Here is a 13,694-nt window from a genome sequence, read left to right as displayed (position 1 = left end):
CGCCTCAGATCACCACGACGTCGAGCGGCGGGAAACCGTTGAAGCCGACGCTGGAGTAGGTCGAGGTGTAGGCGCCGGTTGCGCGGATCACCACGCGGTCGCCTGCCTTGAGCCCCAGCGGAAGCTGAACCGGCTGCTTTTCGTAGAGCACGTCGGCACTGTCGCAGGAGGGACCGGCAAGGATGCAGGGGCCGGTGGGTTCGTAGTCGCGCGCGGTTTCGAACTGGTAGCGGATGGCTTCGCCCTCGGTCTCGGCAAGGCCCGAGAAACGGCCGATGTCGAGGTAGACCCAGCGGTGCAGTTCGCTGTCCGACTTGCGCGAGACAAGCAGGACCTCGGCGGCGATGGCGCCGGCCTCGGCGACCATGCCACGGCCGGGTTCGGCCATGATGTGCGGCACGTCGCCAAAGCGGGCCTCGACCTGGGCCATGACGGCGGCACCGTAGGCTTCGACGCCGTCGATCTCGGTCCCGTAGAAGGCGGGGAAACCGCCGCCGATGTTGAGCAGGCGCAGGTCGTGGCCGGCCGCGCGGGCGGTGTGCCAGACCTCGGCCACCTGGTCGAGCACCGGGGCCCACATGGCGGCCTGACGGGTCTGCGATCCGACGTGGAAGCTGAGCCCCTCGATCGTCAGACCGAGGCCTGCGGCCATGTCCATGAGCGCGAGCGCCTTGTCAGGCGCGCAGCCGAACTTGCGGGTCAGCGGCCAGTCGGCGCTGGAGGCGGTGACGATCATACGCAGGAAGACGCGGGCGCCGGGGGCGTTTTCTGCAATCTTCTCAAGCTCTTCCTCGGCGTCGGCGGCAAAGAGCGTGATGCCCTGCGCAGCCGCCCAGGCGATGTCGGAGGGCCGCTTGATGGTGTTGCCGAAGGAGATGTTGGCAGGCGCGGCACCGGCGGCGAGGCAGGCGGCGATTTCAGCGCGCGAGGCCGCGTCGAAGCCGCTGCCGCAGGCGCGGAGGGTTTCGAGGATCTCGGGCGCCGGGTTGGCCTTGACCGCGTAGTGGATGGAGGCCCGACCAAGACCGCGCTTCAGGCCACGGAACTGGCGTGCGACGGCCTCGCGGTCCACGACCAGCGTCGGGCGGTCAAAGGTGTTGATGGCGAGGAAGGCGTCGAGGCGCGACAGTTCAGTGCGGGCCAGCGGCCCGGTTACGTGTGCGTTCATGGTCATCTCCAAGAGACAAGGGGCAGTGTGGGCCCGATTTCTGTCAGAGACGTTACCGTCGCTACGTAACCGTGGGGCGGAACCCATGGGACAGAGGCGCGTGCGTTGGCGTCCGTATTCGCGCATATGGGGCAGGACCCCGAGTCGCGCAAGCTTTTATTTCGCGTTTTAGGCAGATGTTTTGGGGGCTTGGCGCGGATGACTCAGGTGCGTTCCTGGAAGCATTCGGTCGGCTTTTCGCCGATGGGCCCGGTGGTTTCGGCACCGCACTGGACGCAGCGCCAAGTGCTTTGCCCATCCTTGCGGTGTTCGCGCCAGCGGCAGTTGCGGGTGGCGGGATTGTAGAGAATGAGCATCACCACGAAGGCGATGACGAGGCCGATGACAACAATCATGCGATGTTATCTAGGGCATAGGGTCCGAAGGACCAGAGGGCCGCATCTGATCGGTGCGGCCCGCTTGAAGCAGGCGGCTCAGGCGGCCTGCTGGATGTCGGCGTAATCCTGGTTTTCGAGCGCGGGACGCTCGGTCGGGACGTAGTAGCTCCAGGCCTCTTCAAGGGCTGCCAGGGCGGCTTTGGCGAGGTCTGCGGCGGTGGTGGTCTGCTCGGTCATGGGGCACCTTTCGAAGTACTGGCGGTTCCTCCCGTGACCCCGAAATAATCCCCTGCCCCGGTCTCCACACCCCACAATGCTGCAACTGCGAAATGCGCAGAGTGCATGAGCGGCGCACCCTTGGTTTACCGGGTGTTGCAGCGCAGCAAAAAGCCGGCCACGGGGGCCGGCTTTGACTAGGCTATGGCGCGGGCTCAGACCGCGCGTTCGACCATGAGCTTCTTGATCTCGGCAATCGCCTTGGCCGGGTTCAGACCCTTGGGGCAGGTCTTGGCGCAGTTCATGATCGTGTGGCAGCGGTAGAGCTTGAACGGGTCCTCGAGGTCGTCGAGGCGTTCGCCCGTCGCCTCGTCCCGGCTGTCCACGATCCAGCGGTATGCGGCCAGCAGGGCCGCCGGGCCGAGGTAGCGGTCGCCGTTCCACCAGTAGGAGGGGCAGGCCGTCGAGCAGGAGGCGCACATGACGCATTCGTAGAGGCCGTCGAGTTTCTTGCGGTCCTCGATGGACTGGCGCCATTCCTTCTGGGGGCGGTTGGTCTTGGTTTCCAGCCAGGGCATGATGCTGGCGTGCTGCGCGTAGAAGTGCGTGAGGTCGGGGATCAGGTCCTTGACCACGGGCATGTGCGGCAGCGGGTAGATCTTCACGTCGCCCTTGATCTCGTCGAGACCGTAGATGCAGGCGAGCGTGTTGATGCCGTCGATGTTCATGGCGCAGGAGCCGCAGATGCCTTCGCGGCAGGAGCGGCGGAAGGTCAGCGTCGGGTCGATCTCGTTCTTGATCTTGATGAGCGCGTCCAGAACCATCGGGCCGCACTTGTCCATGTCGACGAAGTAGGTGTCGACGCGCGGGTTTTCCCCGTCGTCTGGGGTCCAGCGGTAGATGCTGAACTTGCGGACGTTCTTGGCGCCGTCGGGTTTGGGCCAAGTCTTGCCGGTCCGGATGGTGGAGTTCTTAGGTAGTGTGAATTGAACCATGGCTGTCTCCTCGGCGTGCCCGCTTGGGCCGGCTTGATCCAATGAAACCTTGTAGGACACCTAGTTGATAACGCGGGAAAAGCCAACGCCGGAATGCGGCCAAAGGAACCACCGGCCATTGTCTTTCAAAAGCTTGCGGGATAGCGCTTGAAAAACCGGACCCGGGGCCGCGGCAGGAGACCCAAGACATGGCATCGCAGGCGTCGCCCGTTCTCGCGATCGTGACACGGGACATCACCAAATACTCCGAGACCTTCATCCACCGGCACGCGCTGCGGCTGAACGGCGGGCGGACTGTCGTGATCGCACTGGCCCCCTGCCCCGCGCCCGTCCGGCCGACGCTCACGCTCGAGAACTACCGCAAGCGGGGCGGCGTCCCGATGGTGCTGGGGCTGAATGCCCTTCGTCAGATGAGGCGGCGCAGGCTGATCCGGCAGTTCCTGAAGGCGCAGGGCGTGACCCATGTGCTTTGCGAGTTCGGCTACGTGGCGACGGAGTTGGAGCGGGATCTGAAGGGGCTCGACCTGCCGGTATTCTGCATGTTCCGGGGGCGCGATTCCTCGGCGCAGTTGAGCTCGGACAAGTATCGCGCGGCGCTGGAGCGCGTGCTGCCCCGCCTCGACGGGATCGCCGCCGTGGCTCAGTTCCTGCTCGACAACCTTGCCGCCCGAGGCCTTCGCCACCCGCGCAGCATCGTGGTGCCGAGCGGTACCGACACCGAGGCATTGACGCCGGGCACGCCCGAGCAGGGCCTGGTCTTCTGCGCGGGGCGGCTTGTGGGCAAGAAATCCCCCCTGCCGCTGATCCGGGCCTTTGCCCGCGTGGCCGAGCAACACGACCTACGCTTGGAGATCGCCGGGGACGGCCCTGAAACGGAGGCAGCCCACGCCCTGATTGCCGAGCTTGGACTGGAAAAGCGCGTGTTTTTGCTTGGACGGATGCCGCATGACGCACTGCTTGCAAGGATGCGGCAGGCCATGATCTACGCGCAGCACTTCGACACCCCCGCCGACGGAGATACCGAGGGCATGCCCAACGTGATACAGGAAGCCATGGCCTGCGGCCTGCCCATCGCGACCACGCGCCACGCCGGGATTCCCGAGCATGTGCACGATTGCGAAACGGGGCTTCTGGTAGAGCCGGGCGACGAGCTGGGCCTGGGCGACGCGCTTGGACGTCTTGCAGGGGACGGCGCCCTGCGCGACCGGCTTGGACGGGCGGCACGGGAGCACGCGGAAAAAGAACTCGAATTTCGCCGTCTCTACAAGCGGCTGGAAGACTTCATGGGGCTGCACGGATCATGAACAAGAGGGATCTCGTCCTGCACGTTGGCGCCCACCGGACCGGGTCGACCTCGCTCCAGTGGCGGCTCGACGCCAATGCCGAGGCACTGCGCGCACAAAGCGTGGCGGTACTGACGCCACCGCGGAAGGACCACAGGGATACGCCGACGCTGCGCGATTCGGTACGCGCGCTGCGCGATGTGAAAGGCCGGTTCCCGGGATTCTGGTATCGCCGCACGCTGAAGCGCGCGCGAAGCACGCTCGAACGGGAAATCGGCAAGGCCGAGAGCGGGACCACGACCCGCCGGCTGATCCTAAGCGACGAGATGATGCCCGGCGTGGCCTTTTCGAAGGAGGGCGAGGGACTTTATCCCGAGGCGGAACGGCACCTGAACCTGCTGACGCGGATCCTGCCGGACACCCCGTCGGAGGTTCACCTCGTGATCCGGAGCTACGAAAGCTTCATCCCTTCGGTCTTTGCCATGCGCGCGGTCTACGTGGGCGGGATGCCGCCCTTCGACGCGCTGCGCAACACGCTCACACGCCCCGAGCGGGGCTGGGTGGAGCTTGTCGATCTGCTGGCAGAGGTCTTCCCTTCTGCACGGCTGGTGATCAGCCGCTTGGAGACCGTCTCGCAGGAGAAGGTCTTTCTGAGGTTGACGGATGCCAAGGCAGAAACGCTCGATCTCGAGACGCCAAGCCATCTGAACGCGGCGCCGACTCTCGAGGCGATCCAAGCAGCGTCTGCCATGACGCCGGGCAGCTATTCTCCCGATGCGCTGGTCGAGGAACACGCCGGGGGACGTCGCTTCGACCCGCTGACAGAGGAAGAAAGGGGCCGACTGCGGCAACGGTACGAGACCGATTGCCGGCGTCTGTCCGCGCGGCCGAGTATCCGGTGGTACGGCTGACCTAGGCGCCCGAAAGACAGCGGACCGTCTCGGGGCGCGAGATCACGCTGGCCACGATCTGGAATGAGCTTTCGGTGGGGCCCGTCACGCTGTCCGAGGCAAGTGCGTCGATCTGACCGGGCGATGCGTACCGCAGGATGCAGGTGATCGCGGGCTCGATCCGCAGTTGCGGCTGGCGCTGTGTCACCACGCGGGTGACGGTAGCGCTGGCGGCCTGGCGGGAGATCTGGTCCTGTGCTTGCGGAGAGCAGGCAGCAAGACCGAGAAGGATGACCGCCAGGCCGTATTTCATCAGAACGTCCGTTCCTTGGGTGCGATGCGCTTGAGTTCGATGCCGCCTTCCTGTTCGACGGTGAGCGGGTCGACGATCACCGGACGGTAGGTCAGGTCCACCTTTGTGTCCTCGACCCGGGCGATGCTGTGCACGCGCCAGTTCTCGTCGTCGCGCTCGGAGAAGTCCTCGTGCGCGTGGGCGCCGCGGCTTTCCTTGCGGGCCTCTGCGCCGACGATGGTCGCCAGCGCGTTGGGCATCAGATTGGTCAGCTCGAGGCTTTCCATCAGATCCGAGTTCCAGATCAGCGACCGGTCGGTGACCTTCAGGTCCGAGAGCTTGCCCGCGATGGCTGTCATTTTCTCCTTGCCCTCGGCCAGCGTCTTGGACGCGCGGAAGACTGCGGCATCCTCCTGCATGGTGCGCTGCATCTCGAGCCGCAGCTCGGCCGTCGGCGTGCCGCCGTCGGCGTGGCGGACGCTGTCGAAGCGGTCGAAGGCCTTGTCGATCGAAGCCGCCGAGGGACGCGGGGTGCTTTCCTCGGGGTTGATCGTCTTGCCGGCGCGGATGGCGGCGGCGCGGCCGAAGACCACGAGGTCGATCAGCGAGTTGGAGCCGAGGCGGTTGGCACCGTGCACCGAGGCGCAGCCCGCCTCGCCCACGGCCATGAGGCCCGGGACGACCGCGTTGGGATTGCCCTCGGTCGGGTTCAGCACCTCGCCCCAGTAGTTCGTGGGAATGCCGCCCATGTTGTAGTGCACGGTTGGCAGAACAGGGATCGGTTCCTTGGTCACATCCACGCCGGCGAAGATCTTGGCCGATTCCGAGATGCCCGGCAGGCGTTCAGCCAGCGCTTCCTTGGGAAGGTGGCTGAGGTTGAGGTGGATGTGGTCGCCGTGTTCACCCACGCCGCGGCCCTCGCGGATCTCCATGGTCATGGAGCGCGAGACGTAGTCGCGGGGCGCGAGGTCCTTGTAGGTGGGGGCGTAGCGTTCCATGAAGCGCTCGCCCTCGGAGTTGGTGAGGTAGCCGCCCTCGCCCCGTGCACCTTCGGTGATGAGACAGCCCGAACCGTAGATGCCGGTGGGGTGGAACTGGACGAATTCCATGTCCTGCAGCGGCAGCCCTGCGCGGGCGACCATGCCGCCGCCGTCACCGGTGCAGGTGTGGGCGGAGGTGGCGCTGAAGTAGGCGCGGCCGTAGCCGCCGGTGGCCAGCACCACGGTCTTGGCGTTGAAGACATGCATGGTGCCGTCGTCGAGCTTCCAGCAGAGCACGCCCTGGCAGACGCCGTCGTCGCTCATCAGTAGGTCGATGGCGAAGTATTCGATGAAGAACTCGGCGTCGTTCTTGAGCGACTGGCCGTAGAGCGTGTGCAGGATGGCGTGGCCGGTGCGGTCGGCGGCGGCGCAGGTGCGCTGCACCGGGGGGCCTTCGCCGAATTCGGTGGTGTGGCCGCCGAAGGGGCGCTGGTAGATCTTGCCCTCTTCGGTGCGCGAGAAGGGCACGCCGTAGTGCTCGAGCTCGTAAACGGCGGCCGGGGCATGGCGGGCGAGGTATTCCATGGCGTCGGTATCGCCGAGCCAGTCGGAGCCCTTCACCGTGTCGTACATGTGCCACTGCCAGTTGTCGGGGCCCATGTTCGACAGCGAGGCGGCGATGCCGCCCTGCGCCGCGACGGTGTGCGAGCGGGTCGGGAAGACCTTGGTCACGCAGGCGGTGCGGAGGCCCTGCTCTGCCATGCCGAGGGTTGCGCGCAGGCCGGATCCCCCGGCGCCCACGACCACGACGTCATAGTCATGCGTCTCGTATTCGTATGCAGCCATTGTTCTTGTCCGTCTTTCAGAGGGCGAGGCGCGCGATGGCGAAGATGCCGATGCCGGCGAGGCCGTAGCTCACGCAGGTTAGCAGCAGGATGGTGATCTTCTCGGCGAGGCCGTGCACGTAGTCCTCGATCATCACCTGCGCGCCGTCGTTGAAGTGCTTGAAGCCGACCAGCAGCGTCAGTGCCGCGACGATGGCGGGGAACGGGCGGGAATAGTAGGCCGTGATCTCTTCGTAGGTGCCGCCGAGCGCGGGGCCGAAGGTGAAGACGAAGAGCGGCACGAGGATGAGCAGCGCGACAGAGCTTTTCTTCATCGCCCAGAAGTGGGCGGTGCCGGACTTGGAGGCGCCAAGGCCCACGGCGCGCTTGCGGTCGGTCAGGAATGCCATGAGATCAGCCCCCTCAGATGATGATGGCGGTGAGAATGGTCAGAACGACCGAGCCGCCGATGACGCCCCAGCCGAGCTTCTCGGCGATGTCGAGACGCAGGCCCACGGCGTAGTCCCAGACCAGGTGCCGGATCCCGGCGAGCGTGTGGTACCAGAGCGCCCAGAGCGACAGGAAGAGCACGAGATCCCCGAACCAGGAGGTCAGCACCGCGTCGGCGGTGGCGAAGGCCTCGGGCGAGGTGGCGGCGGCGAGCAGCCACCAGACGATCAGGATCGCCGCGACGAGCAGGCCGTTGCCGGTGATGCGCGTCAGGATCGATGTCATCGAGGTGAGCTGCGGGCGGTAGTACTTCCCGATCATGAAGGGAGAGAGCGGGCGGTTGCCCCGGTTCACGTCGGCCATGTGATGCGTCCTTTCGGTTCCCTTGGGCTGGTTTGTAATGCTTTTGCCCGAAGTGTCACGGGACAGCTTGTTAAAAGGGCGCGGTTTTTTGGCGCAACAGGGACCTGAAGCCGCCTATGTGATCACGTGGCCAATTTGTGTGATCACATATTCGAGGTGCAGCCGCCTCCGTTAGCGCAAAACGACACAGCCGCCCCGCGGGACGGCCGGAATCATCCGATGCGCGCCACATAGGTGCCGTTGCGAGGCAGGCTATTCGGCAAAGCCGAGGTGATCGAGGGCGGCGCGGCACCGCGCCTTGTGACCGTCGTCGGGCGACCGCAGCCCTTCGTGGATGTTCGCCAGCAGCGGCGAGAGGCGCCTTTGATGAAGCAGTTCCGAAATCGCCTCGGGAATATCCCGTGACGGGATTTGCAAGACATCCGACGGTGTCTCGGGCAGCGTCAGTTCGGCCATACCGGTGGTCTCCTGTTGAAACCGAATCCTCCCAGACCCCGAATTGTAAACCATTCGTTAACGCGCGCCGACGTCTTCGTGACTCCGATCTTGTGACATCGCTCCGGCCGGGTCGCGACGTCAAAGAGGCATCAGGGCCCAGTAGTCGAGGTCCAGCAGGACGTCCGGGCCGTACTTCCCGTCCTCGCCGCGAAGCGCAAAAGGCGCGCCGCCCGTCGTGGCCACGAGACGCAGCCGGATGGCCCCCACCCCGGGCGCGCCGGTTTCGGCCTTGTCGAGCACCTCGGACCAGGCCTTGACGGTGTCGCCTGCAAAGCACGGATTGGCATGGGCCCCGCCATTCAGGCCCACGATCATCTGGGCGTTGGCCAGCCCGTTGAAACTGAGCGCGCGGGCCATGGAAATGACGTGGCCGCCGTAGATCAGCCGCCCCTCGGGACGAAAGGTCAGGTCGAAGTGCACCTTGGCGGTGTTCTGCCAGAGGCGCGTGGCCATCATGTGCTCGGCCTCTTCGATGGTGACGCCATCGACGTGGTCGATGGTTTCGCCCACCTCGTAGTCCGCCATGCGGTGCGGTTCGCCCGCGAGGGTGAAATCGTAGCCGGTGAAGTCGAGCCCCTGCGGCACCGTGAGGTCGGCCGGGTCGAGCACGGTCTTGAGGTCGGGTACCACGGTCTCCGGCGCGGGGGCCGAGATGTCGCGTTTGCGGACCATCACCCAGCGGCAGTATTCCAGCACCACCTCGTCGCGCTGGTTGAGCCCGCGAGTGCGGACCCAGACGACGCCGGTCTTGCCGTTGGAGTTCTGCTTGAGGCCAATCACTTCGGATGTGCTGCGCAGCGTGTCGCCCGGCCAGACCGGCTTCAGCCAGCGGCCCTCGGCATAGCCGAGATTGGCCACGGCGTTCAGGGAGACATCCGGGACGGTCTTGCCAAAAACCACGTGGAAGGCGGCGAGATCGTCAATCGGCGCGGCCGGCAGCCCGCAGGACTGAGCGAAAAGATCGGAGGAATAGAGCGCGTGGCGGGCGGGATAGAGCGCATGGTAGAGCGCCCTTTCCCCGCCCGAGACCGTCCGGGGTACGGCGTGCTCGATCACCTGCCCGATGGCATAGTCCTCGAAGAAGCGTCCCGGATCAATTTTGGCCATCATTGCTGTCCCAGCTTCAGGTCGGGATGATAGTCGCCCTCAACCTCCTTGGTCACCGCCTGGCCGCAGCGCATGACGCCGTTGGCCGCATCGAAGGCGTAGGTCGGATCACCGTGCAGTTCCCAGCCCTTGGACAGGGCTTCGGAAACCTTGTGGCAGAAGGCCGAGGTGTCGTCCTCGGAGAGGAAGCGGTAGAGTTTCATGATGTTATCCGAACGCAGGGTAGCCGAGGGCGTAGTGAATGCCTGCGATCGCACCGTAGACCACGAGCGTGGCGACGACGGCGATGATCTCTTTGCGGGCAACCACCTGCACGGCGGGTTTCGTGAATGTCGTCTGCTTGTTGATGAGGATCACTTCCACCACGGCCCAGGCCATGAGCCCGCCGAAGAGGATGAACGAGGGCAGGTCCCCGTTCACCAGGATATGCGCCAGCGACCACGTCTTGACCGCGATCAGCTGCGGGTGGCGCATCCGCTGGCCGAGGTAGGTCTTCATGCCGGAGGCAGCAAATAGGTAGACCGAGAGCAGCATCAGCAGGTTGTTGATGCCCACGGTGGCGGGATGACGGCCCCAGAAGAAGGGCCCGTAGCTGCCCCGGTAGCCGATGACCATGAGGACGATGGCGACGACAAGCGCCAGGGCGACCAGTCCCTTGGCCTTGCCCCCCATGGCAGCACGGCGCGCAGGCGCGAGCCTCTTGAAGAGGTGCGCGCCGGACCAGAGCGCGACGCCGATGATGAGGACAAGGTAAGACATGTGGGCTACTCCGCGGAGAGGGCTGCAATCGCCTCCGCTTTTGCCAGAGTCTCGCGTGCGGTCGCAACGTGCAGGTTCTCGACGATCTTGCCGTCGACCACCGCGACGGCCTGACCTTCCTTGCCTGCGGCCTCGAAGGCGTCGATCTGTCGCTGGGCGAGATCGATCTCGGCCTGCGAGGGGGCGAAGGTTTCGTTGGCGATCTCGACCTGCGCGGGGTGAATCAGCGTCTTGCCGTCCGTGCCCATGTCGCGGCCCTGTTCGCATTCAGCCCGCAGTCCATCGTCGTCCTTGAAGGCATTGTAGACGCCATCGACGATGACGGTGCCATGCGCCTTGGCCGCCAGCAGGCAGAGCCCGAGGCCGGTCATCATCGGCAGGCGGTCGGGGCGGAAGCGGCTTTGCAGTTCCTTGGCAAGGTCGTTGGTGCCCATGACCATGCCGGCAAGCTTCGGGTGGGCCGCGATCTCGGCCGCGCGGAGCATGCCCTTGGGGGTTTCCATCATGGCCCAGAGCGGCGTGTCGCCGGTAATCTGCGCAAGCGCGTCGAGATGCTCGGGGCCGTCGACCTTGGGCAGCAGGATCGCGTCGCAGTTCATCTGCGCGGCGGCCTCGGCATCGGCGCGGCCCCATTCGGTGTCGAGCGCGTTGATCCGGACGATCGTGGTGCGCTTGCCGTAGCCCTGCGCGAGCGCGGTCTTGAGCGTGTCGCGGGCAGCCGGTTTCTCGGCGGGCGCGACGGCATCCTCGAGGTCGAAGATGATGGCGTCGACGGGCAGCGTGCGGGCCTTTTCAAGCGCCCGCTCCTTGGAGCCCGGGATGTAGAGAACCGACCGGTAGGGGCGCGCACGCATGTCCATGGAAGCCTCCGTTAGTAATATTCTTGCGCATTTGTGCGCATTTTTGGGCGTAAAATTCAAGCACGTTTGCGCCGCAACGCAGAAAATCTGCTCGAGAAGGAGGGATCGGACGTTGCGTTAACCGGATTTAATTTCCTTCCACCGCAGTCTGTCCAGAATTCCGAAGCGGCCGAAGCCGCGCCTGGGGGTGAAGCGATCCTGATCGAGGGGACGTGGACGCGGGACCTGCCCCGCGTCGCCAGCGCCGAAAGGGCATGATGATGACGCAGTTGCAGATGAAACGGATCTTCCTGGCCGCGGGGCTGTTGCTTGCCGCGGCCACCATGGTGAAGGCGGACGGGAACCGCCAGTGCGCACCGCGCGACCAGGTTGTGGAGCGGCTTGCCAAGAAATACGGCGAGACGCGGCAGAGCATCGGGCTTGGCACCAACAACCACCTGATGGAGGTCTTTGCCTCGGACAAGACCGGGTCGTGGACGATCACCGTGACGACGACCGCGGGTCTGACCTGCCTGCTCGCCACCGGCCAGGCCTTCGAGACGCTGGCCGAGGCGCTGCAGGAGGGCGACGACGCCTGACAGTTCAGGTCAACGCGTCCCAGATCAGCTTGGCCCCCGTCAGCGTCAGCGCGAAATAGGTGATCGCGAAGAACGTCCGTTCGGACACGCGGTCATGACCCTTGATGCCCAGCCACGCGCCGAGAACCGCGAAGGGAGCCAGCGCAAGATCCAAGGCCAGCGTTTCGGTCGAGAAGATGCCGAGGCTGGCGTAGAAGCCGACCTTGAAGAGGTTCACCGCCCAGAAGACCAGCACGGTCGTTGCCTGGTAAGCGGTCTTGGGAAGCCCCTGCCCCAGCAGATAGACCGCCGCCGCCGGTCCGCCCGCATGGCTGACGAAGCTGGTGAAGCCGAGCACCGCCCCCGAGATCAACCCTGCCCGCGACCCGAATTTCCGGTCGAACCTCAGAAGACCCGATTTCTGCGCCATCTGCCAGGCGACGAAGGCGAGCGAGACGAAGCCGATCAGGAAGCGGATCACGTCGGGGTTCGCCCACGAATAGAACAACGCCCCCAGAACCACGCCGGGCAGCGCGCCGATCAGCAGGACGCGCGCCTCGGCCCAGTGCCACTTGCGCCAGTAGGCCGGCAGGCTGGACACGTCGATCAGCATCAGCAGCGGAAGCATGATCCCGAGCGCGAGCCCGGGATCGAGCACCAGCGTCAGAATCGACGCGCTTGCAAAGGCCGCCCCCGACCCGAACCCGCCCTTGGAAATTCCGGCGAAGAGCACCGCCGGCACTGCGACCGCAAGGATCGAAACGCTAAAAAGCTCCATGCTCACTCCCCGATAACCTGCCGTTCTTCTTGACGTTAGCGCGCAATATCCTGTCCACTCGCCTGCGGCGCGCGCAACGGACGCGCCTCCGCAACCTTGCGAAAAGTGGCATCGCGCACTAGAGGGGCGGAAACAACCAAGGATCGGAGATACATCCATGGCCAGACCCAAAATCGCCCTGATCGGCGCGGGACAGATCGGCGGGACGCTCGCGCACCTTGCCGCCCTCAAGGAGCTGGGCGATGTCGTCCTCTTCGACATCCAGGAAGGCGTGCCGGACGGCAAGGCGCTCGATATCGCGGAATCCGGGCCCGCCGAAGGCTTCGACGCGAAGCTGAAAGGCACCTCGGACTATGCCGACATCGCGGGCGCAGACGTCTGCATCGTGACCGCCGGCGTGCCGCGCAAGCCGGGCATGAGCCGTGACGATCTTCTTGGCATCAACCTCAAGGTGATGAAGGCCGTGGGCGAAGGCATCCGCGACAACGCGCCGGACGCCTTCGTGATCTGCATCACCAACCCGCTCGACGCGATGGTCTGGGCGCTGCAGAAGTTCTCTGGCCTGCCGACCAACAAGGTCTGCGGCATGGCCGGCGTGCTCGACAGCGCGCGCTTCCGCCACTTCCTGAGCCTCGAGTTCGACGTTTCCATGAAGGACGTGAGCGCCTTCGTCCTGGGCGGCCACGGCGACACCATGGTACCGCTGACCCGTTACTCGACCGTCGCCGGCATCCCGCTTCCCGACCTGGTGTCGATGGGCTGGACCACGCAGGAGAAGCTGGACGCGATCGTGCAACGTACCCGTGATGGCGGCGCCGAGATCGTCGGCCTTCTGAAAACCGGCTCGGCCTTCTACGCGCCCGCCACATCGGCGATCGAGATGGCCGAGGCCTACCTGAAGGACCAGAAGCGCGTCCTGCCGTGCGCCGCCTACTGCGACGGCGAGTTCGGCCTGAACGGCTTCTACGTGGGCGTGCCGACGGTGATCGGCGACCGCGGCATCGAGCGCATCGTCGACATCAAGATGACCAAGGACGAACAGGCCATGTTCGACAACTCGGTCAGCGCCGTGAAGGGCCTGGTCGAAGCCTGCAAGGGCATCGACGAGTCGCTCGCCTGATATAGTTTTCCGGCCGGGCGTCAGCGCCCGGCCGATCCCCTCCCGAGATCCGGCGGGGGCCAAGGCGGGCCAGCTCGGTTCGCCGCAGCCGATTTCCCGAGATCCACGGTATTTCGCGAACGCATGCGCCCCGCGCAATACGAGCAATGCCGCGCCCTCGAATCGTGCAATTTTAGA

At 65.4% G+C, this 13,694-nt stretch carries 18 protein-coding genes; 4 read left to right on the top strand and 14 right to left on the bottom strand.

Translation table 11 applies throughout. The annotated features are described in order from the left end of the window. Window positions 1-4: 4 nt before the first annotated feature. The 4 genes from C8N44_RS01130 to C8N44_RS01120 form a co-directional block, all read right to left on the bottom strand. Window positions 5-1,168, bottom strand: a complete 1,164-nt coding sequence (locus C8N44_RS01130) for a type III PLP-dependent enzyme (protein ID WP_107974433.1) — start codon at window positions 1,166-1,168, stop codon at window positions 5-7. A gap of 203 nt (window positions 1,169-1,371) precedes the next feature. Then, window positions 1,372-1,563, bottom strand: a complete 192-nt coding sequence (locus C8N44_RS01125) for a hypothetical protein (protein ID WP_107974310.1) — start codon at window positions 1,561-1,563, stop codon at window positions 1,372-1,374. 78 nt (window positions 1,564-1,641) lie between these two features. Continuing rightward, on the bottom strand, window positions 1,642-1,782 hold the full coding sequence (locus tag C8N44_RS23285; protein WP_158273977.1) for a hypothetical protein: 141 nt from the start codon (window positions 1,780-1,782) through the stop codon (window positions 1,642-1,644). A 194-nt stretch (window positions 1,783-1,976) separates the two neighbouring features. Continuing rightward, a complete protein-coding gene (locus C8N44_RS01120) occupies window positions 1,977-2,756 on the bottom strand; it encodes a succinate dehydrogenase iron-sulfur subunit (protein WP_107974309.1) in 780 nt (259 codons plus the stop codon). Window positions 2,757-2,944: 188 nt separating this feature from the next. Between C8N44_RS01120 and C8N44_RS01115 the strand changes: the two genes are divergently transcribed. Further along, window positions 2,945-4,060 (top strand): glycosyltransferase, encoded by a 1,116-nt coding sequence (locus tag C8N44_RS01115; protein ID WP_107974308.1) that lies wholly within the window; start codon window positions 2,945-2,947, stop codon window positions 4,058-4,060. Next, the gene (locus tag C8N44_RS01110; protein ID WP_107974307.1) at window positions 4,057-4,950 is read left to right on the top strand and encodes a hypothetical protein; all 894 of its coding nucleotides are present in this window, start codon (window positions 4,057-4,059) and stop codon (window positions 4,948-4,950) included. Before C8N44_RS01115 ends, C8N44_RS01110 begins: the two co-directional genes overlap by 4 nt. 1 nt (window position 4,951) lies before the next feature. Here C8N44_RS01110 and C8N44_RS01105 read toward each other — a convergent pair whose 3' ends face one another. The 9 genes from C8N44_RS01105 to C8N44_RS01065 all read right to left on the bottom strand — a co-directional run bounded on the left by C8N44_RS01105 (window position 4,952) and on the right by C8N44_RS01065 (window position 11,062). Continuing rightward, window positions 4,952-5,242 carry a hypothetical protein gene (locus C8N44_RS01105; RefSeq protein WP_107974306.1) on the bottom strand — a complete coding sequence of 97 codons (291 nt, stop codon included), beginning with the start codon at window positions 5,240-5,242 and terminating at the stop codon, window positions 4,952-4,954. Then, the gene (gene sdhA, locus C8N44_RS01100) at window positions 5,242-7,047 is read right to left on the bottom strand and encodes a succinate dehydrogenase flavoprotein subunit (protein WP_107974305.1); all 1,806 of its coding nucleotides are present in this window, start codon (window positions 7,045-7,047) and stop codon (window positions 5,242-5,244) included. The genes C8N44_RS01105 and sdhA overlap by 1 nt, the downstream gene beginning before the upstream one ends. A 16-nt stretch (window positions 7,048-7,063) precedes the next feature. Continuing rightward, on the bottom strand, window positions 7,064-7,435 hold the full coding sequence (gene sdhD, locus C8N44_RS01095; RefSeq protein WP_107974304.1) for a succinate dehydrogenase, hydrophobic membrane anchor protein: 372 nt from the start codon (window positions 7,433-7,435) through the stop codon (window positions 7,064-7,066). Window positions 7,436-7,448: 13 nt separating this feature from the next. Next, on the bottom strand, window positions 7,449-7,838 hold the full coding sequence (sdhC, locus tag C8N44_RS01090) for a succinate dehydrogenase, cytochrome b556 subunit (protein ID WP_107974303.1): 390 nt from the start codon (window positions 7,836-7,838) through the stop codon (window positions 7,449-7,451). Window positions 7,839-8,090: 252 nt separating this feature from the next. Continuing rightward, on the bottom strand, window positions 8,091-8,294 hold the full coding sequence (locus C8N44_RS01085) for a hypothetical protein (RefSeq protein WP_107974302.1): 204 nt from the start codon (window positions 8,292-8,294) through the stop codon (window positions 8,091-8,093). A 120-nt stretch (window positions 8,295-8,414) separates the two neighbouring features. Beyond that, window positions 8,415-9,443 carry a MaoC family dehydratase gene (locus C8N44_RS01080; RefSeq protein ID WP_107974432.1) on the bottom strand — a complete coding sequence of 343 codons (1,029 nt, stop codon included), beginning with the start codon at window positions 9,441-9,443 and terminating at the stop codon, window positions 8,415-8,417. After that, window positions 9,443-9,646 (bottom strand): DUF1737 domain-containing protein, encoded by a 204-nt coding sequence (locus tag C8N44_RS01075; RefSeq protein ID WP_107974301.1) that lies wholly within the window; start codon window positions 9,644-9,646, stop codon window positions 9,443-9,445. Before C8N44_RS01075 ends, C8N44_RS01080 begins: the two co-directional genes overlap by 1 nt. 4 nt (window positions 9,647-9,650) lie before the next feature. After that, entirely contained in the window at window positions 9,651-10,202 is a 552-nt protein-coding gene (locus tag C8N44_RS01070; protein ID WP_107974300.1) for an NnrU family protein, read from the bottom strand. Between the two features lie 5 nt (window positions 10,203-10,207). Continuing rightward, on the bottom strand, window positions 10,208-11,062 hold the full coding sequence (locus C8N44_RS01065) for an HpcH/HpaI aldolase/citrate lyase family protein (protein WP_107974299.1): 855 nt from the start codon (window positions 11,060-11,062) through the stop codon (window positions 10,208-10,210). Window positions 11,063-11,337: 275 nt separating this feature from the next. On the opposite strand from C8N44_RS01065, the gene C8N44_RS01060 reads away from it, so the two are divergent. Continuing rightward, window positions 11,338-11,640: a hypothetical protein gene (locus C8N44_RS01060; RefSeq protein WP_107974431.1), complete on the top strand. Its 303-nt coding sequence runs from the start codon at window positions 11,338-11,340 to the stop codon at window positions 11,638-11,640. Window positions 11,641-11,644: 4 nt separating this feature from the next. Here C8N44_RS01060 and C8N44_RS01055 read toward each other — a convergent pair whose 3' ends face one another. Next, window positions 11,645-12,397, bottom strand: a complete 753-nt coding sequence (locus C8N44_RS01055) for a sulfite exporter TauE/SafE family protein (RefSeq protein ID WP_107974298.1) — start codon at window positions 12,395-12,397, stop codon at window positions 11,645-11,647. 157 nt (window positions 12,398-12,554) lie between these two features. Here C8N44_RS01055 and mdh point away from each other — a divergent pair, with 157 nt between their 5' ends. After that, window positions 12,555-13,517 (top strand): malate dehydrogenase, encoded by a 963-nt coding sequence (gene mdh, locus C8N44_RS01050; RefSeq protein WP_107974297.1) that lies wholly within the window; start codon window positions 12,555-12,557, stop codon window positions 13,515-13,517. Window positions 13,518-13,694 lie beyond the last annotated feature (177 nt).

It is taken from the genome of Allosediminivita pacifica (genome assembly GCF_003054175.1).
Taxonomy (GTDB): Bacteria; Pseudomonadota; Alphaproteobacteria; order Rhodobacterales; family Rhodobacteraceae; genus Allosediminivita; species Allosediminivita pacifica.
The sequence above is the reverse complement of the archived record's forward strand: the minus strand, read 5'-3'. Positions and strand labels throughout refer to the sequence as shown.

Coding starts and splice junctions, on each gene's coding strand:
- C8N44_RS01130 (WP_107974433.1), bottom strand. CDS start 1,168: ATGAACGCACACGTAACCGGGCCGCTGGCCCGCACTGAACTGTCGCGC.
- C8N44_RS01125 (WP_107974310.1), bottom strand. CDS start 1,563: ATGATTGTTGTCATCGGCCTCGTCATCGCCTTCGTGGTGATGCTCATT.
- C8N44_RS23285 (WP_158273977.1), bottom strand. CDS start 1,782: ATGACCGAGCAGACCACCACCGCCGCAGACCTCGCCAAAGCCGCCCTG.
- C8N44_RS01120 (WP_107974309.1), bottom strand. CDS start 2,756: ATGGTTCAATTCACACTACCTAAGAACTCCACCATCCGGACCGGCAAG.
- C8N44_RS01115 (WP_107974308.1), top strand. CDS start 2,945: ATGGCATCGCAGGCGTCGCCCGTTCTCGCGATCGTGACACGGGACATC.
- C8N44_RS01110 (WP_107974307.1), top strand. CDS start 4,057: ATGAACAAGAGGGATCTCGTCCTGCACGTTGGCGCCCACCGGACCGGG.
- C8N44_RS01105 (WP_107974306.1), bottom strand. CDS start 5,242: ATGAAATACGGCCTGGCGGTCATCCTTCTCGGTCTTGCTGCCTGCTCT.
- sdhA (WP_107974305.1), bottom strand. CDS start 7,047: ATGGCTGCATACGAATACGAGACGCATGACTATGACGTCGTGGTCGTG.
- sdhD (WP_107974304.1), bottom strand. CDS start 7,435: ATGGCATTCCTGACCGACCGCAAGCGCGCCGTGGGCCTTGGCGCCTCC.
- sdhC (WP_107974303.1), bottom strand. CDS start 7,838: ATGGCCGACGTGAACCGGGGCAACCGCCCGCTCTCTCCCTTCATGATC.
- C8N44_RS01085 (WP_107974302.1), bottom strand. CDS start 8,294: ATGGCCGAACTGACGCTGCCCGAGACACCGTCGGATGTCTTGCAAATC.
- C8N44_RS01080 (WP_107974432.1), bottom strand. CDS start 9,443: ATGGCCAAAATTGATCCGGGACGCTTCTTCGAGGACTATGCCATCGGG.
- C8N44_RS01075 (WP_107974301.1), bottom strand. CDS start 9,646: ATGAAACTCTACCGCTTCCTCTCCGAGGACGACACCTCGGCCTTCTGC.
- C8N44_RS01070 (WP_107974300.1), bottom strand. CDS start 10,202: ATGTCTTACCTTGTCCTCATCATCGGCGTCGCGCTCTGGTCCGGCGCG.
- C8N44_RS01065 (WP_107974299.1), bottom strand. CDS start 11,062: ATGGACATGCGTGCGCGCCCCTACCGGTCGGTTCTCTACATCCCGGGC.
- C8N44_RS01060 (WP_107974431.1), top strand. CDS start 11,338: ATGAAACGGATCTTCCTGGCCGCGGGGCTGTTGCTTGCCGCGGCCACC.
- C8N44_RS01055 (WP_107974298.1), bottom strand. CDS start 12,397: ATGGAGCTTTTTAGCGTTTCGATCCTTGCGGTCGCAGTGCCGGCGGTG.
- mdh (WP_107974297.1), top strand. CDS start 12,555: ATGGCCAGACCCAAAATCGCCCTGATCGGCGCGGGACAGATCGGCGGG.